The organism is Marilutibacter maris (genome assembly GCF_006546735.2).
GTDB lineage: Bacteria > Pseudomonadota > Gammaproteobacteria > Xanthomonadales > Xanthomonadaceae > Marilutibacter > Marilutibacter maris.
The window spans coordinates 1-17,116 of record NZ_VICD02000279.1; the positions used below are offsets into that span (position 1 = coordinate 1).

General features: G+C 70.3%; 15 protein-coding genes. 12 read left to right on the forward strand and 3 right to left on the reverse strand.

Going from position 1 to position 17,116, the window contains the following annotated elements; all coding sequences use genetic code 11:
- Both FKV24_RS16000 and FKV24_RS16005 read left to right on the forward strand, forming a co-directional pair.
- Nucleotides 1-668, forward strand: a 668-nt coding sequence (locus tag FKV24_RS16000) for a putative 2OG-Fe(II) oxygenase (protein WP_211371895.1), incomplete at its 5' end; no start/stop codon positions are given.
- 72 nt (nucleotides 669-740) lie between these two features.
- Nucleotides 741-1,505 carry an SEL1-like repeat protein gene (locus tag FKV24_RS16005; protein WP_141483078.1) on the forward strand — a complete coding sequence of 255 codons (765 nt, stop codon included), beginning with the start codon at nucleotides 741-743 and terminating at the stop codon, nucleotides 1,503-1,505.
- A gap of 22 nt (nucleotides 1,506-1,527) precedes the next feature.
- Here the strand turns inward: FKV24_RS16005 and FKV24_RS16010 are convergent, their stop codons facing one another.
- Nucleotides 1,528-3,009, reverse strand: coding sequence for an AAA family ATPase (locus tag FKV24_RS16010; protein WP_141483079.1), 1,482 nt, complete (start codon nucleotides 3,007-3,009; stop codon nucleotides 1,528-1,530).
- 149 nt (nucleotides 3,010-3,158) lie between these two features.
- Between FKV24_RS16010 and FKV24_RS16015 the strand changes: the two genes are divergently transcribed.
- Nucleotides 3,159-4,064, forward strand: coding sequence for an AEC family transporter (locus FKV24_RS16015; protein WP_141483080.1), 906 nt, complete (start codon nucleotides 3,159-3,161; stop codon nucleotides 4,062-4,064).
- A 119-nt stretch (nucleotides 4,065-4,183) separates the two neighbouring features.
- Here the strand turns inward: FKV24_RS16015 and FKV24_RS16020 are convergent, their stop codons facing one another.
- Nucleotides 4,184-6,586 (reverse strand): S8 family serine peptidase, encoded by a 2,403-nt coding sequence (locus FKV24_RS16020; RefSeq protein ID WP_141483081.1) that lies wholly within the window; start codon nucleotides 6,584-6,586, stop codon nucleotides 4,184-4,186.
- A gap of 729 nt (nucleotides 6,587-7,315) precedes the next feature.
- On the opposite strand from FKV24_RS16020, the gene FKV24_RS16025 reads away from it, so the two are divergent.
- The 5 genes from FKV24_RS16025 to FKV24_RS16045 all read left to right on the forward strand — a co-directional run bounded on the left by FKV24_RS16025 (nucleotide 7,316) and on the right by FKV24_RS16045 (nucleotide 12,189).
- A complete protein-coding gene (locus FKV24_RS16025) occupies nucleotides 7,316-8,269 on the forward strand; it encodes a hypothetical protein (protein WP_141483082.1) in 954 nt (317 codons plus the stop codon).
- An 83-nt stretch (nucleotides 8,270-8,352) separates the two neighbouring features.
- The gene (locus FKV24_RS16030; RefSeq protein ID WP_141483083.1) at nucleotides 8,353-8,982 is read left to right on the forward strand and encodes a ParA family protein; all 630 of its coding nucleotides are present in this window, start codon (nucleotides 8,353-8,355) and stop codon (nucleotides 8,980-8,982) included.
- A gap of 68 nt (nucleotides 8,983-9,050) precedes the next feature.
- Entirely contained in the window at nucleotides 9,051-9,527 is a 477-nt protein-coding gene (locus FKV24_RS16035) for a SixA phosphatase family protein (RefSeq protein WP_111267804.1), read from the forward strand.
- Complete coding sequence (locus FKV24_RS16040) at nucleotides 9,524-10,213, forward strand: YceI family protein (protein ID WP_249041053.1); 690 nt, start codon at nucleotides 9,524-9,526, stop codon at nucleotides 10,211-10,213. Before FKV24_RS16035 ends, FKV24_RS16040 begins: the two co-directional genes overlap by 4 nt.
- Nucleotides 10,210-12,189, forward strand: a complete 1,980-nt coding sequence (locus tag FKV24_RS16045) for a phospholipase D family protein (protein ID WP_223250200.1) — start codon at nucleotides 10,210-10,212, stop codon at nucleotides 12,187-12,189. Before FKV24_RS16040 ends, FKV24_RS16045 begins: the two co-directional genes overlap by 4 nt.
- Before the next feature lie 593 nt (nucleotides 12,190-12,782).
- On the opposite strand, the gene FKV24_RS16050 is transcribed toward FKV24_RS16045, so the two are convergent.
- The gene (locus FKV24_RS16050) at nucleotides 12,783-13,352 is read right to left on the reverse strand and encodes a hypothetical protein (RefSeq protein WP_141483086.1); all 570 of its coding nucleotides are present in this window, start codon (nucleotides 13,350-13,352) and stop codon (nucleotides 12,783-12,785) included.
- Between the two features lie 311 nt (nucleotides 13,353-13,663).
- On the opposite strand from FKV24_RS16050, the gene FKV24_RS16055 reads away from it, so the two are divergent.
- From FKV24_RS16055 to FKV24_RS16070, 4 genes are all read left to right on the forward strand, one after another.
- Nucleotides 13,664-13,855, forward strand: coding sequence for a hypothetical protein (locus tag FKV24_RS16055; protein ID WP_111267801.1), 192 nt, complete (start codon nucleotides 13,664-13,666; stop codon nucleotides 13,853-13,855).
- Between the two features lie 326 nt (nucleotides 13,856-14,181).
- Nucleotides 14,182-14,541: a hotdog fold thioesterase gene (locus tag FKV24_RS16060; RefSeq protein WP_223250398.1), complete on the forward strand. Its 360-nt coding sequence runs from the start codon at nucleotides 14,182-14,184 to the stop codon at nucleotides 14,539-14,541.
- A 48-nt stretch (nucleotides 14,542-14,589) separates the two neighbouring features.
- Nucleotides 14,590-15,405, forward strand: coding sequence for a lysophospholipid acyltransferase family protein (locus FKV24_RS16065; protein ID WP_407067488.1), 816 nt, complete (start codon nucleotides 14,590-14,592; stop codon nucleotides 15,403-15,405).
- Nucleotides 15,406-15,528: 123 nt separating this feature from the next.
- Entirely contained in the window at nucleotides 15,529-16,521 is a 993-nt protein-coding gene (locus FKV24_RS16070; protein ID WP_141483087.1) for a YheT family hydrolase, read from the forward strand.
- The last annotated feature ends 595 nt before the right edge of the window (nucleotides 16,522-17,116 follow it).

Here is a 17,116-nt window from a genome sequence, read left to right on the forward strand (position 1 = left end):
CCCATCTCGGCGTCGCGACCCGGATCGAACGCGGTGCGCAGGCCGCCGCCGAGCTGCTCGGGCTGCACCGGCACGTGCGCCGGATCGCGCTGCCGACCCCGCCGGGGTTCGCCGATGCCGACGCCTTCCACCGTGCGATGGCCGGCGACATCCGCCAGCACAGCCGGCAGCGCTGGGAACCGGTCGGCCTCGCCGCGCGCAACGCCTACCTCAGCGGCGACCTGCTGGCCGATCGCAGTGCCGCGATCGTCGGTTTCGAGCAGCGCCTGCGCGAGGCGATCGACGCCTTCATCGCCGCCTGCCGGCACGACCCCGACGACCTGTTCCTGCGCAACGTCCCACGCGACTACGTGCTGCACGTGTGGGCCACCCAGGCCGCCGAGACCGGTTATATCGACACCCACATCCACGAGGAGTCGTGGCTGTCGGGCGCCTACTACGTGAGCCTGCCCGACGCGATCGGTCCCGACGATCCCGGGCACGCCGGCTGGATCGAGTTCGGCCGCCCCTACGGCCATCTGCCGGCCCCCGACCCGGCCTCGTTGCACCTGGAATGCCCGCGCGTCGGCGACCTGCTGCTGTTCCCGTCCTACCTGTTTCACCGCACCCTGCCGTACCGCGGCGGCGGTGAACGGATCAGCATCTCGTTCGATCTGGCGGCGGTATGACCGGTCGCCAGGAGCTTTGACTTGGCCATTCGGCGGGTATAAACCGGAGTCCCCGGCGATTGTGGAGGCTCCATGCGGCGGCGGCTGATCCGAGGCCCCCTGGTTTGGGAAATTTGCCTGGAAGCGGGCCTGGCGATCGTCCTGGCAGCACCGTTGCCGCCGGCCGCTGCCAGCGAGGCCGCGAGCAGCCCGGAGGCGGCCATCGTGCCGCAGGTGCGGACGCTGAGCTTCATCGAACTGGAACGCGCCGAAGGCCTGGCCGCGGCGCACCTGAACGAGTTGTGGCGGGTACGGGCGCTGCGCGCGCTGAAGCTCGACGATGCCGGACGCGCGCTGGACGAGTTCCGCATGGCCGCGCGCTATGCGGACAAGTTCTCGCAGCATTCGCTGAGCCTGATGTACTGGCACGGGGTCGGCACCGCGAGCGACCGTGCGCTGGCCTATGCCTGGAGCGATGTGGCCGCCGAGCGCGGCTACCGCGACCTGCTGCTGGTGCGCGAGAAGATGTGGTCGCAGTTGAATGCCGAAGAACGGCGGCGCGCGCTGGAGATCGGCCCGGCCCTGTATGCCGACTACGGCGACGCGGTCGCGCAGCCACGGATGGAATGGGTGCTGCGGCAGGCGCGCGCGAACGTCACCGGCAGCCGGCTCGGGGCGACACTGGACCGGGTCAAGTTCGCGCGCAGCCGCGGCGAAGTCGCCCCGCGCGACTTCTTTGCCGGGGAGCGCTGGCAGCCGGAGCGCTATTGGCGCGCCGAGGACCGCCAGTGGGAGGGCCAGGTCATCGTGCTGCCGGCGGAGAAGGTCGAGGATCCCGGGAGCGCCGACGGGCGCTGAGGCGAGGTCGTGCCGGACCGGCTCAGTCCGCCGGCACCGTCCGCCCGGCGGCCCAGGCGCGCAGCGCGTCGACCTGCTCGGCCATCAGCACCGACAACGGCCGGGTCTGCTTGAGTTCGGCGCGCAACGCGAAGTCGTTCAACGGCACCTTGGCGGCATGGGCGGCGTACATCGCCGACACGATCGCCTGTTCGATCTCGGCGCCGGAAAAACCGTCGCTGGCGGCGACCAGGCCGGCCAGGTCGAAGTCCTCCGCGCGCAGCGTGCGCCGGGCCAGGTGCAGCGCGAACAACTGCTCGCGGGTGGCGGCGTCGGGCAGGTCGACGAAGAACACCTCGTCGAAGCGGCCCTTGCGCAGCAGCTCCGGCGGCAGCGCGTCGATCTGGTTGGCGGTCGCGACCAGGAACACCCGCGGGCGGCGCTCGGCCATCCAGGTCAGCAGGTGGCCGAGCACGCGCCGGGATACCCCGCCGTCGTTGTCGTCGCCGGACAGGCCCTTCTCGATCTCGTCGATCCACAGCACGCAGGGCGCCAGCTGCTCGGCCGCGGCCAGCGCCTCGCGCAGGTTGCGCTCGGTCTCGCCGTGGTACTTGTTGTAGAGGGTGCCGAAATCCAGCCGCACCAGCGGTACTCCGAAGCCGGCCGCGACCGCCTTGGCGATCATCGACTTGCCGCAGCCCTGCACGCCGAGCAGCAGCAGGCCCTTGGGGATGTCCAGCCCGGGCGGGGCGACGCCGCTGACGAACACCTCGCGGCGCTGGCCGATCCAGCGCTTGACCCGGCGCGCGCCGGCGACATCGTCCAGGCGCGCGCTGTCGTATTCGAAATGCAGGTGGCCGCTCTGGTTCAGCAGCTCGAACTTCAGCCGCGCCAGCTCCGGCAGGTCGTCGGCGTCGAGCGCGCCGTCGCGGAAGATCAGGTGGCGGGCGATCCGGCGCGCATCGACCGGGTCGAGCCCGTTGAGGTTGCGCACGATCTGCTTGACCGCCTCGCCGTCGGCCTCGACCCGCTTGCCGCCGTGCTCGCGGGCATAGTCCTCGGCCTGCTGGCGGACCAGCTTGAGCAGGGCGTTGGCGTCGGGCAGTCGCGGCCGGTAACGCACCGCGCGCGAGTCCAGCTCCGGCGGCAGCTCGACCTTGTGGCCGACCATCACCAGCACGTGCGGCTGGCTGTCGCGACGGTCGATCAGTTCGCGCAGCTGGCGCTGGGTCATCGCCGCGCCGAGGAAGGGGTGGACGTCGAACAGCAGGTAGACGCCGCGCTGGCCGGCCTTGCGGATCGTCGCCAGGGTGCTGGACACGTCCGGTGGCGATTCGGCCGGGTCCTCGCGGTCGATGTCGATCCGGCGCAGGCCCTCGGTGATCGACCAGCGGAACATCGCCCGCCAGACCTGCATCAGCGCCTGCCGGAACAGCTCGACCACCCGGGCCTCGTCGCGGGTCTCGATGACGATCAGCGGGGTGTTGGCGCGGATCAGCGCGATCAGGTCCTGCAATTCACTCATGCTGCGTACGGGACTCCCGTGTCCAGAGCGCATGATACCGACTGGCGGCGCGGCCGCGCCCAGGTGTCGGAGGGTGGCGGACCTTCGTCTACTTGAGGGCGGCCCGCGCCGGACCGAGGATGGGCCACTCCCCGCTCACGATGCGACCGATGGCCTTCGATGCCTTCGCCCTGGTGCTGGCGATGCTGGCGCTGGGTTACCTGTTCCAGCGCCTGCGGGTGCTGCCGGACGACGCCCCGCAGGTGCTGAACCTGGTGGTGCTGTACGTGTGCCTGCCGGCGGCGGTGCTGCGCTATGCGCCGCGGCTGGAGCTGGAGCCGGCGCTGCTGGGCGTGGTCGCGGTGCCGTGGCTGTTGCTGGCGGCGACCGTGCTGCTGGTCGGCCTGTGCGCGCGTTGGCTGCGCTTGCGCCGCGACGAGCACGCGGTGCTGCTGTTGACCGTGGCGCTGGGCAATACCAGTTACCTCGGCTATCCGCTGGTGCGCGCCCTGGTCGGCGAAGACGCGCTGCCCTATGCGGTGGTCTACGACCAGTTCGGCGCCTTCATGATCCTGTCGACCTTCGGGTTGTGGGTGCTGGCGCGCTACGGCGGCGAACATCCCCCGGACGCGCGCACGATCCTGCTGCGGATCCTGCGATTCCCGCCGCTGTGGGCGCTGCTGGCCGGTTTCACGGTGATGCCGGCGGAACCGCCGCACTGGATCGCCGGTGGCCTGCAGCGGCTCTCGGATGCGCTGCTGCCGTTGGCGATGCTGACCATCGGCCTGTCGGTGCGGCTGGCCCTGCCGCGCGACGAGCTCAGGCCGCTGGCCGCCGGGCTGCTGCTGAAGCTGGCGTTGATGCCGGCGCTGGCAGTGGCGCTGGTGCCGCTGCTGGGACTGCACGGAACGATGGCGCGGGCGACCGTGCTGGAATCGGCGATGCCGTCGATGGTCACCGCCGGCGCGCTGGCGATCGCCCACGGCCTGGCGCCGCGGCTGGCGGCGGCGATGGTCGGCTACGGCGTGCTGCTGTCGATGGCGACCCTGCCGCTGTGGGCGGCATTGGTGGGCTAGGACCGGTCAGTGTCATTGGCGGCTGCCACGCCGGCTGCGCGGCAGTCAAAGCACGACGGCGCCGGATGGCTCCGGCGCCGTCGAAACATCCGCGAACGGGGTGCCGCGGAATCCCGGCCTCAGTTGTTCGCCGAGCAGCTCACGTCGTGGCCGGCCCCCAGTGCGTCGTAGTCGGTGCCGTCCGCCGGCAGCAGCGACCGGTAGTCCGTCGCGTACAGCGCCGACAGGAAACAGGCCTGGGACTGGGCGTGGAACGTCAGCCGTCCGGTACCGAAGGCGCTGTCGAAACCGGCCGCGCCCAGATCGTTGCCCTGAGTGCCGGCCACCTGCACCAGCGCGTCGTAGGTCGCGTCGGCCTGCAGGTTGCGACGATCGTTCAACAGGGCCTCACGGTCCGCCCGCTGCTGTGCGCTGGCACCGACCGGCAGCGGGGCCGGCGCGGTGGCGTCGGTCAGCTGGCGCTGGTGTTGCAGGCCCAGTGCCGCCAGCGCCGCCACGTGCGGCGCGGCCGCCGAGGTGCCGTCGAACGCGTTGTCGCCATAGGACACGGTGTCGACGTTGGCGAAGCTGCCCATGTCCGGCTTGGCATTGCCGGCGGCCTGCCCGGCCGGACGCGCGCCGCCCGAAGCGAGCACCGGCCCCCGCGAGCTGTAGGACTCCAGCACCGAATCGGCCGCGTTCAGCGCCGCGACCGTGACCACGCTTGCGGAGTCGGCCGGGTGCGCCAGCGAGCGCTCGGGCTGGGCGTACTGCAACGGCAGCTTGCCGGTGGTGATGCGCAGGAAGTTGGCGGCGCCCGCGGTCTTGCGCACCACGCGCAGGGCGAAGATGCCGCCGCCGCTGGTTGCCGCGGTGCTGAACACGCCGGCGCACTTGGCCGAGGCGGTGTTCGCCGGCGGCTCGTAGGCGAAGATCTCCATCGGTTCCTGGCCGCCGCCGCCGTTCTGGGCGTAGTCGGACTGCTGGACCACCGCCCAGCCGGCCGGGGTCACTGTGGTCGCGTAGCGGAAGGTGCTCCAGTCGAACTTGCGCGTGCGCACCTCGTCGCGCCAGTAGACCAGTTCCAGCCGGTAGTCGGTGTTGGCGGTGTTGGTCGCCGACGGCCAATCGTTCCAGCTCAGCGCAGCAATGATCTGGTAGCGGGCGGCGAGGTCCGCATCGTGGAGGCCGACCGGGTAGCAGTCGCCGAACTTGGGCGCCAGGCTGACGATGTTGGTGTCCTGCACGCCGGCGGTGGCGGGGTCGAAGTCCTGCAGCACGTTGGTCGCATTGCCGGCATCGCTGTCGCCGTCCCAGTGCGCCTCGGCATAGTTGCCGGCGGCGTTGACGACGATCACGCCGTTGCGGTTGGCCGCCTCCAGCGCTTCGTACAGGCCCTTGTAGCTGCCCAGGCCCGGCGTACCGTCGCCCGGCGCGCCGACCAGGCCGCCCTGCGAGGCGGTGATCACTTGCGCCCGCGGTGCGCCCAGCGGCCGGTTCTGCGCGTCGAGGTTGGCCGCGTCCTGGATGCCGCGGATCCAGTCGGCGGTGCGGCCGGCATCGTAGACGCGGAATTTCGCCTGCGGGGCGATGTCGTAGACGATCTCGGTGACGGCGTTGCCGTGGCGCTCTCCGGTGGCGCCGAAGGAGGTGCCGGTTGGCGGGGTCAGCACCACTTTGTCGGGGGTGTCGAGGGTGTTGCCGGGCCACTCGCCGGCAGCCTGCAAGGCCGCGATCTGGCCTTCGTCGTCGCCGAACTGGTCCATGATGGCGATGGTCAGGCCTTCGCCGCGGAGGTCGAGGCGCTGCGCCTGCGGAATCCCGATGTAGCGACCCAGGCTGCGCAGGTGGTCGAGGTTGCTGGCGGTCGCGCCATCGGAAAACGCCGCCGTCTCGGCGAGGTTCATCAGCGCGACCTGGGCGACGCCCTCATGGCCGGCCACCCACTCCAGTTGCGACACCGGCACCAGCGCTTCGAGGCTGGGCGAGCCGGGGATGTCGGTCGCCTCGATGCCGCCCGCCCGCAGGCTTTGCAGCAGGCGGCTGGAGGCCTGGGCCAACCGCTCGGGGTTCTGGATCGCGGCGGCATCCAGCGCCAGGTTCACATTGACCTTGACCTTTTCTCCGTCGCGCCAGCGCGCCGGGATGCCGGCGCGGTCCAGGGCGGCGATCTGGGCGCTCACCGACGTGGCGCGTCCGGCGCGGGCCACCTGCGCCGACGGTGTGCCGGCGGCCGTGCGCAGTTGCGGCGGCAGCGCCTGCAGCACCTGCAGCAGCTGGCCGGCACCAAGCCTGGCCTGTGCGGGGTTGTCGGGGGCCGGAGCGGTGTACTGGCTGGACAGGGAAGCCGGGGGCACGACGCCGGCGGCCGAGCCGGGCTGGCCCGCGCTCGCTGCGACCGGGACCGGGGTCGTGAAGGTGGCCGCCGGCGGCGAGGCGATGTTCTCGGTGGAGGTCGCATCGCGTTGTGACCACAACAGCACGGCCGAGCAGGCTGCGGCCAGTCCGAGCATGGCGTAGTTCTTGTTGAAACCCTTCTGCATTGGATGTTGTTCCTTTGATAGTCCCTGGAGAGTCGCCATGCCATCGGCACGCAAACGCCGGACGAACCGGCGATCCGAAGGCGGGCAGGCGTGTTGGCCCTGCCACCTCTTGTCGCGATCAAGGGACGGCGGTAGAACCTGCACGTCAACGTTCAACGGCAGGGCGGGAAACGCGCCCTACCTTGGTGTTCTCTCGTTCGGGACATTTGTTGGTCTTCGAGATCTCTCTAAGAAATCTTTGTCGCGATATCGCCATGCAGCGGTGGTCCGCGAACGCCGGAAACCGTCTGGATCCGGCGTACAGACGGACGCTCCGGACCACGTGATCGGCGTGGTCCGGAGCGGTGTGGCGGTTGGCCCCGGGCGGACCGCGGTGGGATATGGTTCCCGGCAGATCGGTTTGCCGGCGGCAGACCGGCGCGCGATAGCGGAGGCACGGTGATGGGGCGGACATGGGTGGGAATGGCGGCGGTGTCGATGGCCGCGGCGGGGGTGCTCGGATTCGTCCTGTCGACACGCGATGCCGATGGAGAAGGCGGCGGCGCGGCCGCGGCCGACCGCGTCCGTCAGGCAGCAGATCGCATCGAGGGCAGCGGCGCCGCCCCGGAGCCGTCGGAACATGGCGGGGCGACGCCAGATGCTCGCGGTCGCTCACGATCGGCGGCGACCCTGCAGGCGATGAACGCCTGGGAGAGGCGCTACCTGAGCGTGATCCGCCAGCGCCTGGAAATGCGGGCGCAGGCCGGCGACGCGCATGCGCAACTGACCCTGGCATTGATGAATCTGGAACCGGCAGGAAGCCTGTCCGATCCGGCCGCGATCGAACGCCAGGACGAAGCCGGGCGGGCGCGCCGCGGGCTTGCACTCGCGCGTGCGCTGGAAATGGCTCCGGACGATCCGCTGGTTGCCTGGTACGTTGCCGATAGCTGCGGCTACAGGCACATCGAATGCGACAAGCAGGCCGCATGGCGACGCCTGCAGGCGCTTGATCCCGACAATGCCGCGGTCTGGCTGACCGGACTGGACGTGCTGCTGGAGTCGGGCGACGTCGAGGGGCTGGAGCTGCGGTTGTCCCTGTTCGTCGAGGCCGAGCGCTTCGACAATCCGGCGGCGGCGACGGGCCGGCTTCTGGTCGAGCAGATCGACGGCGTGGCAATGCCCGAGGTCGACCCGGACCTGCGCGAGGCGATGGGTGAGCGGTTGGGGCTGGGCCGCCCGCTGACCGATGAGGAGCTGCGCTACATGCCGGCGACGAACGCGTGGATCGGGCAGGCCGGTGCGGTGCCCGTCACGGGCCCGTACAGAGCTTGTCTTGGTGCGCCGACATTGGCTGATCCGGCAATTTGCCGCCGCGCGGCTGCCCGGCTCTCCACGGGCTCGTCGCTGATCGAGCGGGTCATGGGCCTGGTCCTGCAGGTGCAACTGACCGCCGACCTTCCCGAGGGCGCGCGCTGGCGCGAAGCGCTGCGCCGACATCACTGGCAATACGAGCAGTACATGGCGCTTGCCCGCGAGGCCCCGCCACCGGGCTATCTGCGCCGAGTCCTGGTCGACGGTGAGATCGATGCGCTGGAGTGGCGCCTGGCCCGTGCGGGAATATCGGAGCCGCCCCCCGGATGGCTGCCGACCCGCCCGCGTCAGCGCGCCCTGGTGACCACCGGCCGGCTGCCGCCGGGCGACTGAATGGATCGCCGCCCGCGCGCCGGCTCGATGGCCCGGTCACCGCCGCCGGTGTAGGCTGCGGGTTCCGTCCGGAGGGAGCTCGCATGAAGACCGTGCTGGTAGCCAGTTCCAAGGGAGGCGTCGGCAAGACCACCATCGCCACCCACCTTGCCGCCCACGCGGCCCTCGATGGCTTGAACACCGCCCTGCTCGACGCCGATCCGCAGCGCTCCTCGACGCGCTGGGCCGAGCGCCGCGCCGGCACCGAAAGTGCGGTGCTGCCGCTGGACGGCACCCGCCGCAAGGCCTGGCGCAAGCACCTGCCCGACGACACCCAGCGGCTGGTGATCGATGCCCCGGCCGGGGCGATGGGCGAGGACCTGGAACACCTGCTGGAGTTCACCGAGCACGTGGTGGTGCCGGTGCAGGCCTCGACCCTCGATATCGAGGCGACCGTGCCGTTCCTGGATTCGCTGGCCCGCCACCCGCGGGTGCGCAAGGGCGAGCTGCGGGTCGGCCTGGTCGGCAACAAGCTGCGGCCGTGGACCAATGCCTCGCAGCAACTGGTGGAGCTGCTCAAGCAATGGCCGTACCCGCTGGTCGCGCAGTTGCGCGACAGCCAGGCCTATGTGCTGCTGACCGGCCTGGGCCGGAGCCTGTTCGATTACCACTCCGCCAAGGTCCGCGAACACCAGCAGGACTGGCAGCCGCTGCTGAGGTGGCTGCGCCGCTAGACCCGGACCGCAAAGGGAAGGTATCGGTTACGCTTGCCCAAGCCCCTCCGCTCTCATCTATCTGCCCGATGCGCGAACTGATCCTGTTGCGTCATGCCCACGCCGAGCCGGCGTCGATCGGCCAGGCCGATCTCGATCGCCCGCTGTCGGCGGAAGGACTGGCCGAGGCGGAAGCCGCCGGCCGCTGGATCGCCGAACAACGGCTGATCCCCGACTGCGTGTTGTGCTCGCCGGCACGGCGCACCCGCGAGACGCTGGAAGCGGTGCTGTCGGTGGTCGGCTACGTCGACCAGCGCATCGAGCCGGCGATCTACGAAGCGACCCCGGGCAATCTGATCGCAGTCGCCGAGGCCCATGCCGATGTCGGGCGACTGATGCTGGTCGGCCACAACCCGGGCTTCGAACGGCTGTCGGCGCTGCTGCACAGCGGCCAGTCCAGCGAGTACCGGGGGATGCCGCCGGGCGGCATCGCGGTGCTGTCGCTGCCCGGCGACGCCGTGCTGGAACCCGGCGCCGCCCAGCTCAACGCGTTCTGGTGGCCGTGACCGCTGCTTCGGTGGCGTTCGATCGACCGCGGCCCGGACGGTATTTCCTGGCGGACTCGGCGCCGATGGGGTGGTTGTCGGCGGTCGTGCCGCGGCCGGGTCGCCGTTGCTTCAGGCTGTTGTCCGGGCTGCTGCCCGGGCTGCTGCTGCTGGGCTCGCCGCTGCCGGCTTCGGCACAGCAGAAGATCGGTGCGTTCGATCCCGAGCACACCCGCTTCGGGGTCGAACTGCGGACCCGTTGGGGACAACGCGTGGTCGGCCGGTTTCCGCGCTACCAGGGCGAGCTGGTCGCGGTCGACGAGGACCGCCGTCAGGTCCGGGTCCGGCTGGCCACCGCCGCGGTCCGGATCGGCGATTCCGAGCGCTACACCGCGATGGCGCGCGGCAAGGCGTTCTTCGATGCCGAGCATTACCCCGAGGTCGAGTTCGTGTCCGATCCGGTCAGCGAGGAGGACGTTCGCCGCGGCGGCACCTTGCGTGGGCGGCTGACGATCCGCGGGGTGACCCGCTACGAGACCTTCCAGCTGCAGCCGGCGACCTGCGCGCGGCCGGGGCGCGACTGCGACGTCATCGCCAGCGGCCGCATCGACCGTTACGACTACGGTCTGGATGCATGGAAGCTCGCGCTCGACAACCATGTCCGCTTCATCATGCAGGTGCGCCTGGACAAGGACGGCGAGTCGTGAGCGCCGGCGGATTCCGCACGGTCCGGCTGCTCGCCGTGGCCTGGGTGGCGCTGTGGCTGGGCGCCTGCGCCAGTCTGTCCGGCGCGCAGCGCGACCGTGCCCAGGCGATCGCCGTGCAGGGGCGCTCCATCGAGATCGAGTGCCAGCAGGCGGACGCCTGCGCGGAGCCGTCGCCGTTGCGGGAGCTGGCCGCCGAGGCCTTCGCCGAGTCCACCCCCGAGGCGCCGCGTCACTACGCGCTGATCCTCGACCGCGGCCCGGACGCGCTGATGGCGCGGTTGAACCTGATCCGCAGCGCGACCACCGCGATCGACCTGCAGACCTTCATCTTCGACGAGGACGATGCCGGCCATCTGGTGCTGGACGAACTGCTGGCGGCGGCGCGTCGCGGGGTCCGGGTGCGGGTGCTGATGGACCAGCTGTCGGCCTTGCGGCATGTCGAAACCCTGGCCGCGCTGGCCGGCGCCCATGCCAATTTCGACGTGCGCCTGTACAACCCGGTGATGGGGCAGGCGCTGATCAGCTATCCCGAGTACGCGCTGGCGGCGTTGTGCTGCTGGAACAAGCTCAACCAGCGCATGCACACCAAGTTGCTGCTGGTCGACGGCGCGGTCGGCATCTCCGGTGGCCGCAACTACCAGGACGACTACTACGACTGGGACGAGAGCTACAACTTCCGCGACCGCGACGTGATGGTCGCCGGCCCGGTCGCGCACGTGATGGCGACCGACTTCGAGCTGTTCTGGAACGACAAGCGCAGCGTGCCGGTGGCGCGCCTGGACGATGTCGGCCGCTACCTGCTCGATGCCGGGGTGCCGCCATTGCAGTTGGCCGACTACCGTCATCCCGAGCGTGCCCAGGCGATGCGCCGCGACGCCTCCGATCCGCAACGGATCGACGAGGCGCTGGTGGCGCAGGCGATCGCGGTGGGCGAGGTCCGCTACATCTCCGACAGCCCGGACAAGCACGCCGGGATCGTGAGCGGGCAGGGCGCCAGCGGCAGCCTGCGCGAACTGATCGAGTCGGCCGACGACGAGGTGCTGATGCAGACCCCGTACCTGGTGCTGTCCTCGTCGGCGCAGGACATGTTCCGGCAGATGCAGGAGCGCGAGCATCCGCCCCGGGTGGTGGTCTCGACCAACAGCCTGGCGGCCACCGACGCCTTCATCGTCTACGCGCTCTCGCACAAGTACAAACGCCGCTACCTGCGCGAGTTCGGCTTCAATATCTACGAGTACAAGCCGTTCCCGGCCGATGCGCCGATCGACCTGGCCGCGACCAGGGCCGAGCCCGAAGTGCCGGATGAGGACGCGCTGCCGGCGAATGCGGTGAGCTTTCCGAACGGCGTCAGCCGCAGCGAGCTGCACCGCGAGCTGCGCGACCAGTACGACCGCCGCAGCGCGATCGGCCGCGCCCAGTACCGCCGCGCGCTGTCGCGCGAATACTCGGCGCTGCGCTTCTCCTCGCGCGGCGCCTACTCGCCGGTGCCGCTCAAGGGCGCCGGAGTGCGCATCGGCATGCACGCCAAGTCGCTGGTGATCGACGGTCGGATCGGCGTGGTCGGCACCCACAACTTCGACCCGCGCGGCGACCACTACAACACCGAGGCGGCGGTGGTGATCGAGGACCCGGCATTCGCACAGGCGCTGGCGGACAGCATCCGCCGCGACATCCTGCCGGCCAACTCCTGGACCATCGCCCGCCGCGACAAGCCGCCGGTGTTCTCCGGGCTGGACTACTCGCTGGGCAAGGCGTTCGAATACCTGCCGCTGTTCGATATCTGGCCGCTGCGCTATGCGACCAGCTACGAGTTCGTGCCCGGTCCCGACTGCCCCGAGCCGCTGCCGCCGGATGCCCCGGGGTTCCGCGCCTGTTACCGGCCGGTCGGCGATTTTCCCGAGGTCGACTTCGGCCTGAAGGGCTTCACCACCCGGATCTTCACCGCCTTCGGCGCCGGCCTGGCCCCGATCCTGTAGGCCGGGCGCCGGCTTCCACGGACGGCTCCCGCAGCCGGAGCCGCGCGGCGCCAATCGCGGCTTACGCCCCGCTCCATGGGTGGATGCAGAGGCCTCCGCTGCTTTTCGTAGGAGCGGCGTGAGCCGCGATCCCCGGGCTGCGCCCGGGTATCCCCAAAGTTTGCTGCGCAAACCTCGGGCCCCGCCGTTGCGCTGCCACACCCCCATTCGTGCCGATGGCACGAATCGCCCCCTGACTCAGGGGGGAACGATATCCGGCTGCGCCCGGATATCTCCCAAAGTTTGCTTCGCAAACCTTGGGCCCCGCCGGTGCGCTTCCATACCCCCATTCGTGCCTACGGCACGAATCGCCCCCTGACTCAGGGGGGACGATATCCGGCTGCGCGCGGATATCTCCCAAAGTTTGCTGCGCAAACCTTGGGCCCCACCGTTGCGCTGCCACACCCCCATTCGCGCCTGCGGCGCGAATCGCCCCCTGACTCAGGGGGCTGGGTCCACGCTGTATCGCATTTTGTGGGAGCGGCGTAAGCCGCGATGGGCTTTGGTGGGATGGCTCGGTCGCAGCGCCGCGCCCGCGGGCGGGATGCAGGCGGTCAGTGGCCGGCCTGCCGGTCGCGCAGGTCCAGGATCATGAAGCGATGCCCGGGGCTGCACTGGCTCGCGTCCCAGTTGCACATGATGGCCCAGCGCATGGGGCCGGCATGTTCGTCGGTCTTCTCGAAGACGAACACCCGCACGCCCTGCTGGCGGGTGTTGCCCAGACTCAGGACCCGGGCGCTGTCCCAGGGGTCGGGCTCCGCCGCCAGGCCTTCGGAGAGCGCCTTGGCCGCATTCAGGGTCAGCGGATGTTCGAGTGGCGCGTCGTTGATCCTGGCCGCGACGAAGTAGGCCGCTGGCGCCTGCCCGTCGTCCTGGCCGAAGTTCGCCGGCAGGCCGAAGTCCTTCATCGTGTCGACGAACTTCCAGGCCCAGCCGGGGCGGGCCGCGAGCATGTGGCCGGTTGCGGGCGAGCATGCCAGTACGCCCCATTCCGACACGGGGGCCGGCAAGGTCGTCACCGCGCCTTCCGGCGCCCCACCGCAATCGCCGAGCACATCGCTGGCGCTGGCCGCGCCCAGCGGCAGGCCGCACAGCAGCAGTGATGCTGCGAATCGTCCGATCATCGTTTCCCCCGGTTCGATGCCTGGTCGCGGCGGCGTCCCTGGCCGCGGCCGGCCGATCATAGCGCGGGCGCCGGCGGCGTCTGGGCCATCAGTCATGGCAACGGTTTGCCGGCGGCCCTCATCCCATAAGGCAGACCCCGCGCCGCGGGTGCCGACACCCTCCCGGAAGCTGAACGAAACGGAAGCGAAGCGGCAACCATGACTTCCGGCATATGGCCATCGAGTCTAGGTGTTATACATTACCAGCACACCGATTCACTACATCGGCAGACACCCACCCCGACCGCACCACCGCCCCCAAGGAAACCGCCATGAACGTCCAGACCAACGCCCAGACCCAGAACCGCCGCCACGACGACAACCGCAACCGCGACAACGTCACCTCGATCCGCGCCTACCGCGAGCGCGACTTCGGTATCGGCTACGGCCGCAGCAGCGGCTACGCCGCCGAGCGTCGCTACACCGCCCGCACCTACAACACCTCGCTGTATCGCTGTGCGTAAGCAGTCGCCGGCATTGCCGGCGCCCCGGACAACGACAACAAGACAACACGATCTTTCCCCTGGCCGACAGGTGTGTCCCGCCCTCCCCATCTCTCCGGGACACGCCTGTCGGTAATTTCTTGTCCGCCTGCCGGCGCGACATCTGCACGATCCGGCCCGATGCGGGTTGCCTCCCGCGACCATGGCTCGGCTATCGTGGCGGCATGAGCACCGAACCCCACGCCGCTTCCAGCCCCGCCTCCGGCGACCGCGCCAACGCCGCGCCGTCCCCGTTCCGGCCCGACGTCAGCCTCGACCAGTTGAACGCGCTCTCGCGCGGCACCGCGATGGAGCCGCTGGGCATCGTGTTCACCGAGATCGGCCACGACCACCTGCGCGGCACGATGCCGGTCGACGGCCGCACCCGCCAACCCTACGGTCTGCTGCACGGCGGCGCCTCGGTGCTGCTGGCCGAGACCCTCGGCTCCAGTGCCGGTGGCCTGTGCGTGCCCGAAGGCAAGGGCGTGGTCGGGATCGAGATCAACGCCAACCACGTGCGTGGTGTGCGCGAGGGCCTGGTGACCGGTACCGCCCGCCCGCTGCACATCGGCAGCAGCACCCAGGTCTGGGACATCCGCATCGAGGACGAGGCCGGCCGCCTGGTCTGCGTCTCGCGGCTGACTCTGGCGGTGGTCGGCCGTCGCTGAGCGGCGATTCCGATCGATGCGGGCTCCGTGCCTGCCCCGCGCTTGGGTATGATTCCCCGGATGAATGCGTCGCCTCCCCACGGCGTCGCTGGCGCGCGATCGGCGCGGCCGGCGCGTGCCCTGCGTTACCTCTATCGGGTCCCACTGCTGGTGCTGCACCTGCTGGTGTCGCTGCCGGTCGTGCTGCTGCTGACCACCCGCCTCACCGCCGGCCTGCGCTGGGGCGATGAACGCTTCAATCATCGAGTGATCCGGGCCTGGTCGGGCGGGCTGATGTGGATCTTCGGATTCCGCCTGCGCCGGGTCGGCACGCCGCTGCCGGGCGCGGCGATGTACGTGGCCAACCACGTCAGCTGGATCGACATTCCGGCGCTGCACAGCCAGCGCATGATGGGCTTCGTCGCCAAGCGCGAGATCTCGCGCTGGCCGGTGGTCGGCTGGCTGGCCACGCGCGGCGAGACGATCTTCCATTCCCGCGGCAGCGCCGAGTCGCTGGGCGGGGTGCTGCACGAGATGCTGTCGCGGCTTCGCGGCGGCCACTCGGTCGGCGTGTTTCCCGAAGGCGGCACCCGCAACGGTCGCGAGATCGGACCGTTCCACGCCCGTATCTTCCTCGCCGCGGTCGAGGCCGGGGTGCCGGTACAGCCGGTCGCGCTGCGCTACGGCAAGGACGGCGAGGCGCAGCCGGTGGTCGCGTTCGCGCCGAAGGAGAGCTTCCTCGCCAACTTCCTGCGCCTGTTGGGCGAGCCTGCGCGGCCGGGCGAGGTCCACTTCCTGATTCCGATCGCGCCGGGCGCCGAGGAAGGGCGGCGCCGGATCGCCGATCTGGCCCGGCAACGCATCATCGACGCGATGAATGGCTGAGCCGATGCCGGCACCGACCGCCCGGACCGGAGCGCGCGCTGGAGCGAATGCTCCAGGCCCAGCGGCTAACGTCGGGTCATGATGCCGCCTACGGTGCCCACCGCCGCAGTGCCCGCGCTGCGGCTGACCGCCGCCGACTACCGGCCGCCGCGCTGGCTGCGCAGCCCGCACGTGCAGTCGGTGCTGGGCAGCAGCCCGCTGCGCCGGCGTCACGGCGAGCGCAGCCTGGCCGCCTGCGGCGCGGTCACCACCGAACACCTGATCGATGCCGGCGACGGGGTGCGCCTACAGGGGCTGCACAGCCTGCCCGCGCAGGCAACGGCGCCGTCCAGGGGGATGGTGCTGCTGCTCCACGGCTGGGAGGGCAGCGTCGATTCCAGCTACATGCGCATGACCGCCACCCACCTGCTGCAGGCGGGATTCGAGGTGTTCCGGCTCAACTTCCGCGATCACGGCGGCACCCATCACCTCAACGAGGGCCTGTTCCACTCCAACCGCATCGACGAGGTCGTGCATGCGGCCTGCGAGGTCGCCGGGCGCTTTCCGAACCGGCCGCTGGCGGTGGCCGGCTATTCGCTGGGCGGCAATTTCGCCCTGCGGCTGGCGTTGCGCGCGCCGGCGGCGGGTCTGAGCCTGGCGCACGTGGCGGCGGTCTGCCCGGTGCTGGACCCGGCGCGGACGATGGATGCGATGGAGCAGGGCCTGCCGCTGTACCTGTGGTACTTCGAGCGCAAATGGCGCGGCTCGCTGGCGCGCAAGCGCGAGTTGTTCCCGCAACTGCACGCCTTCGACGACCAAGTGCTGAACCTGCGGATGCGACCGCTGACCCGCTGGATGGTCGAGCGCCATACCGACTTCGGCACCCTGGACAATTACTTCGACGGCTATTCGATCGCCGATGCGCGGCTGCTGGCGCTGCAGACGCCGGCCAGCATCCTGATGGCGGAGGACGATCCGGTGATTCCGATCGAGGGCTTCCGCGCGTTGCAGCTGCCCGCCTCCGCGCGGTTGGAGGTGTCGCCGTGGGGCGGGCACTGCGGTTTCCTGGAGAGCCATCGCCTGGACGGCTTCGCCGAGCGTTGGATCGCGGCGAGGATGCTCGACGCGATCGGTTGATTGATGCCGCTGCGCGGTGTGCCGCCGAAGGCGGAAGCCTTTGCTCGTGATTCAGAATACCTCCGGTCAGGAGGGGGGGCTTCCTGGCCTGCTCCGGATGGGTGGCCGGATCGCCAAGATCAAGATCAACAGCTTCCGCCACCCAGGCGGCGGGTAACTTTTCTTTGCTGGCCCAAAGAAAAGTCACCAAAAGAAAGGGCCTCCCCGACGGAGCACAATCGTGAGCGGAGGGCCTTCCGGGATTTTTCGACACGACATCCTGTCGTGACCGAAAAACGGCGCGCGTCCGTGCGCGCCGCCCTCCGGGTCTGCAAGCGATGCGGGCTGTCCGAGTGCCAGCAAGGTCAAGAGCGACCGTTGACCTTGACCCTCTGCGACTTAAAGCCCGCCGAGCACCGCAGAGGGCGGCGGCCGTAGAGGCGCCCATGTCTGAGCGCAGCGAGTTTGGGCGCCGTGCCGCCGGCCTCGAGGCGCGCAGGGGACCGGGGCGGCTCGGCCGTCCCGGCGGGCGTCAGGAGCGGGCGGTTTTGGTTCCTTTTGCCAAGACAAAAGGAACCCGCCGAAGGCGGAAGCCTTTGATCTCGATCGAGAAGAC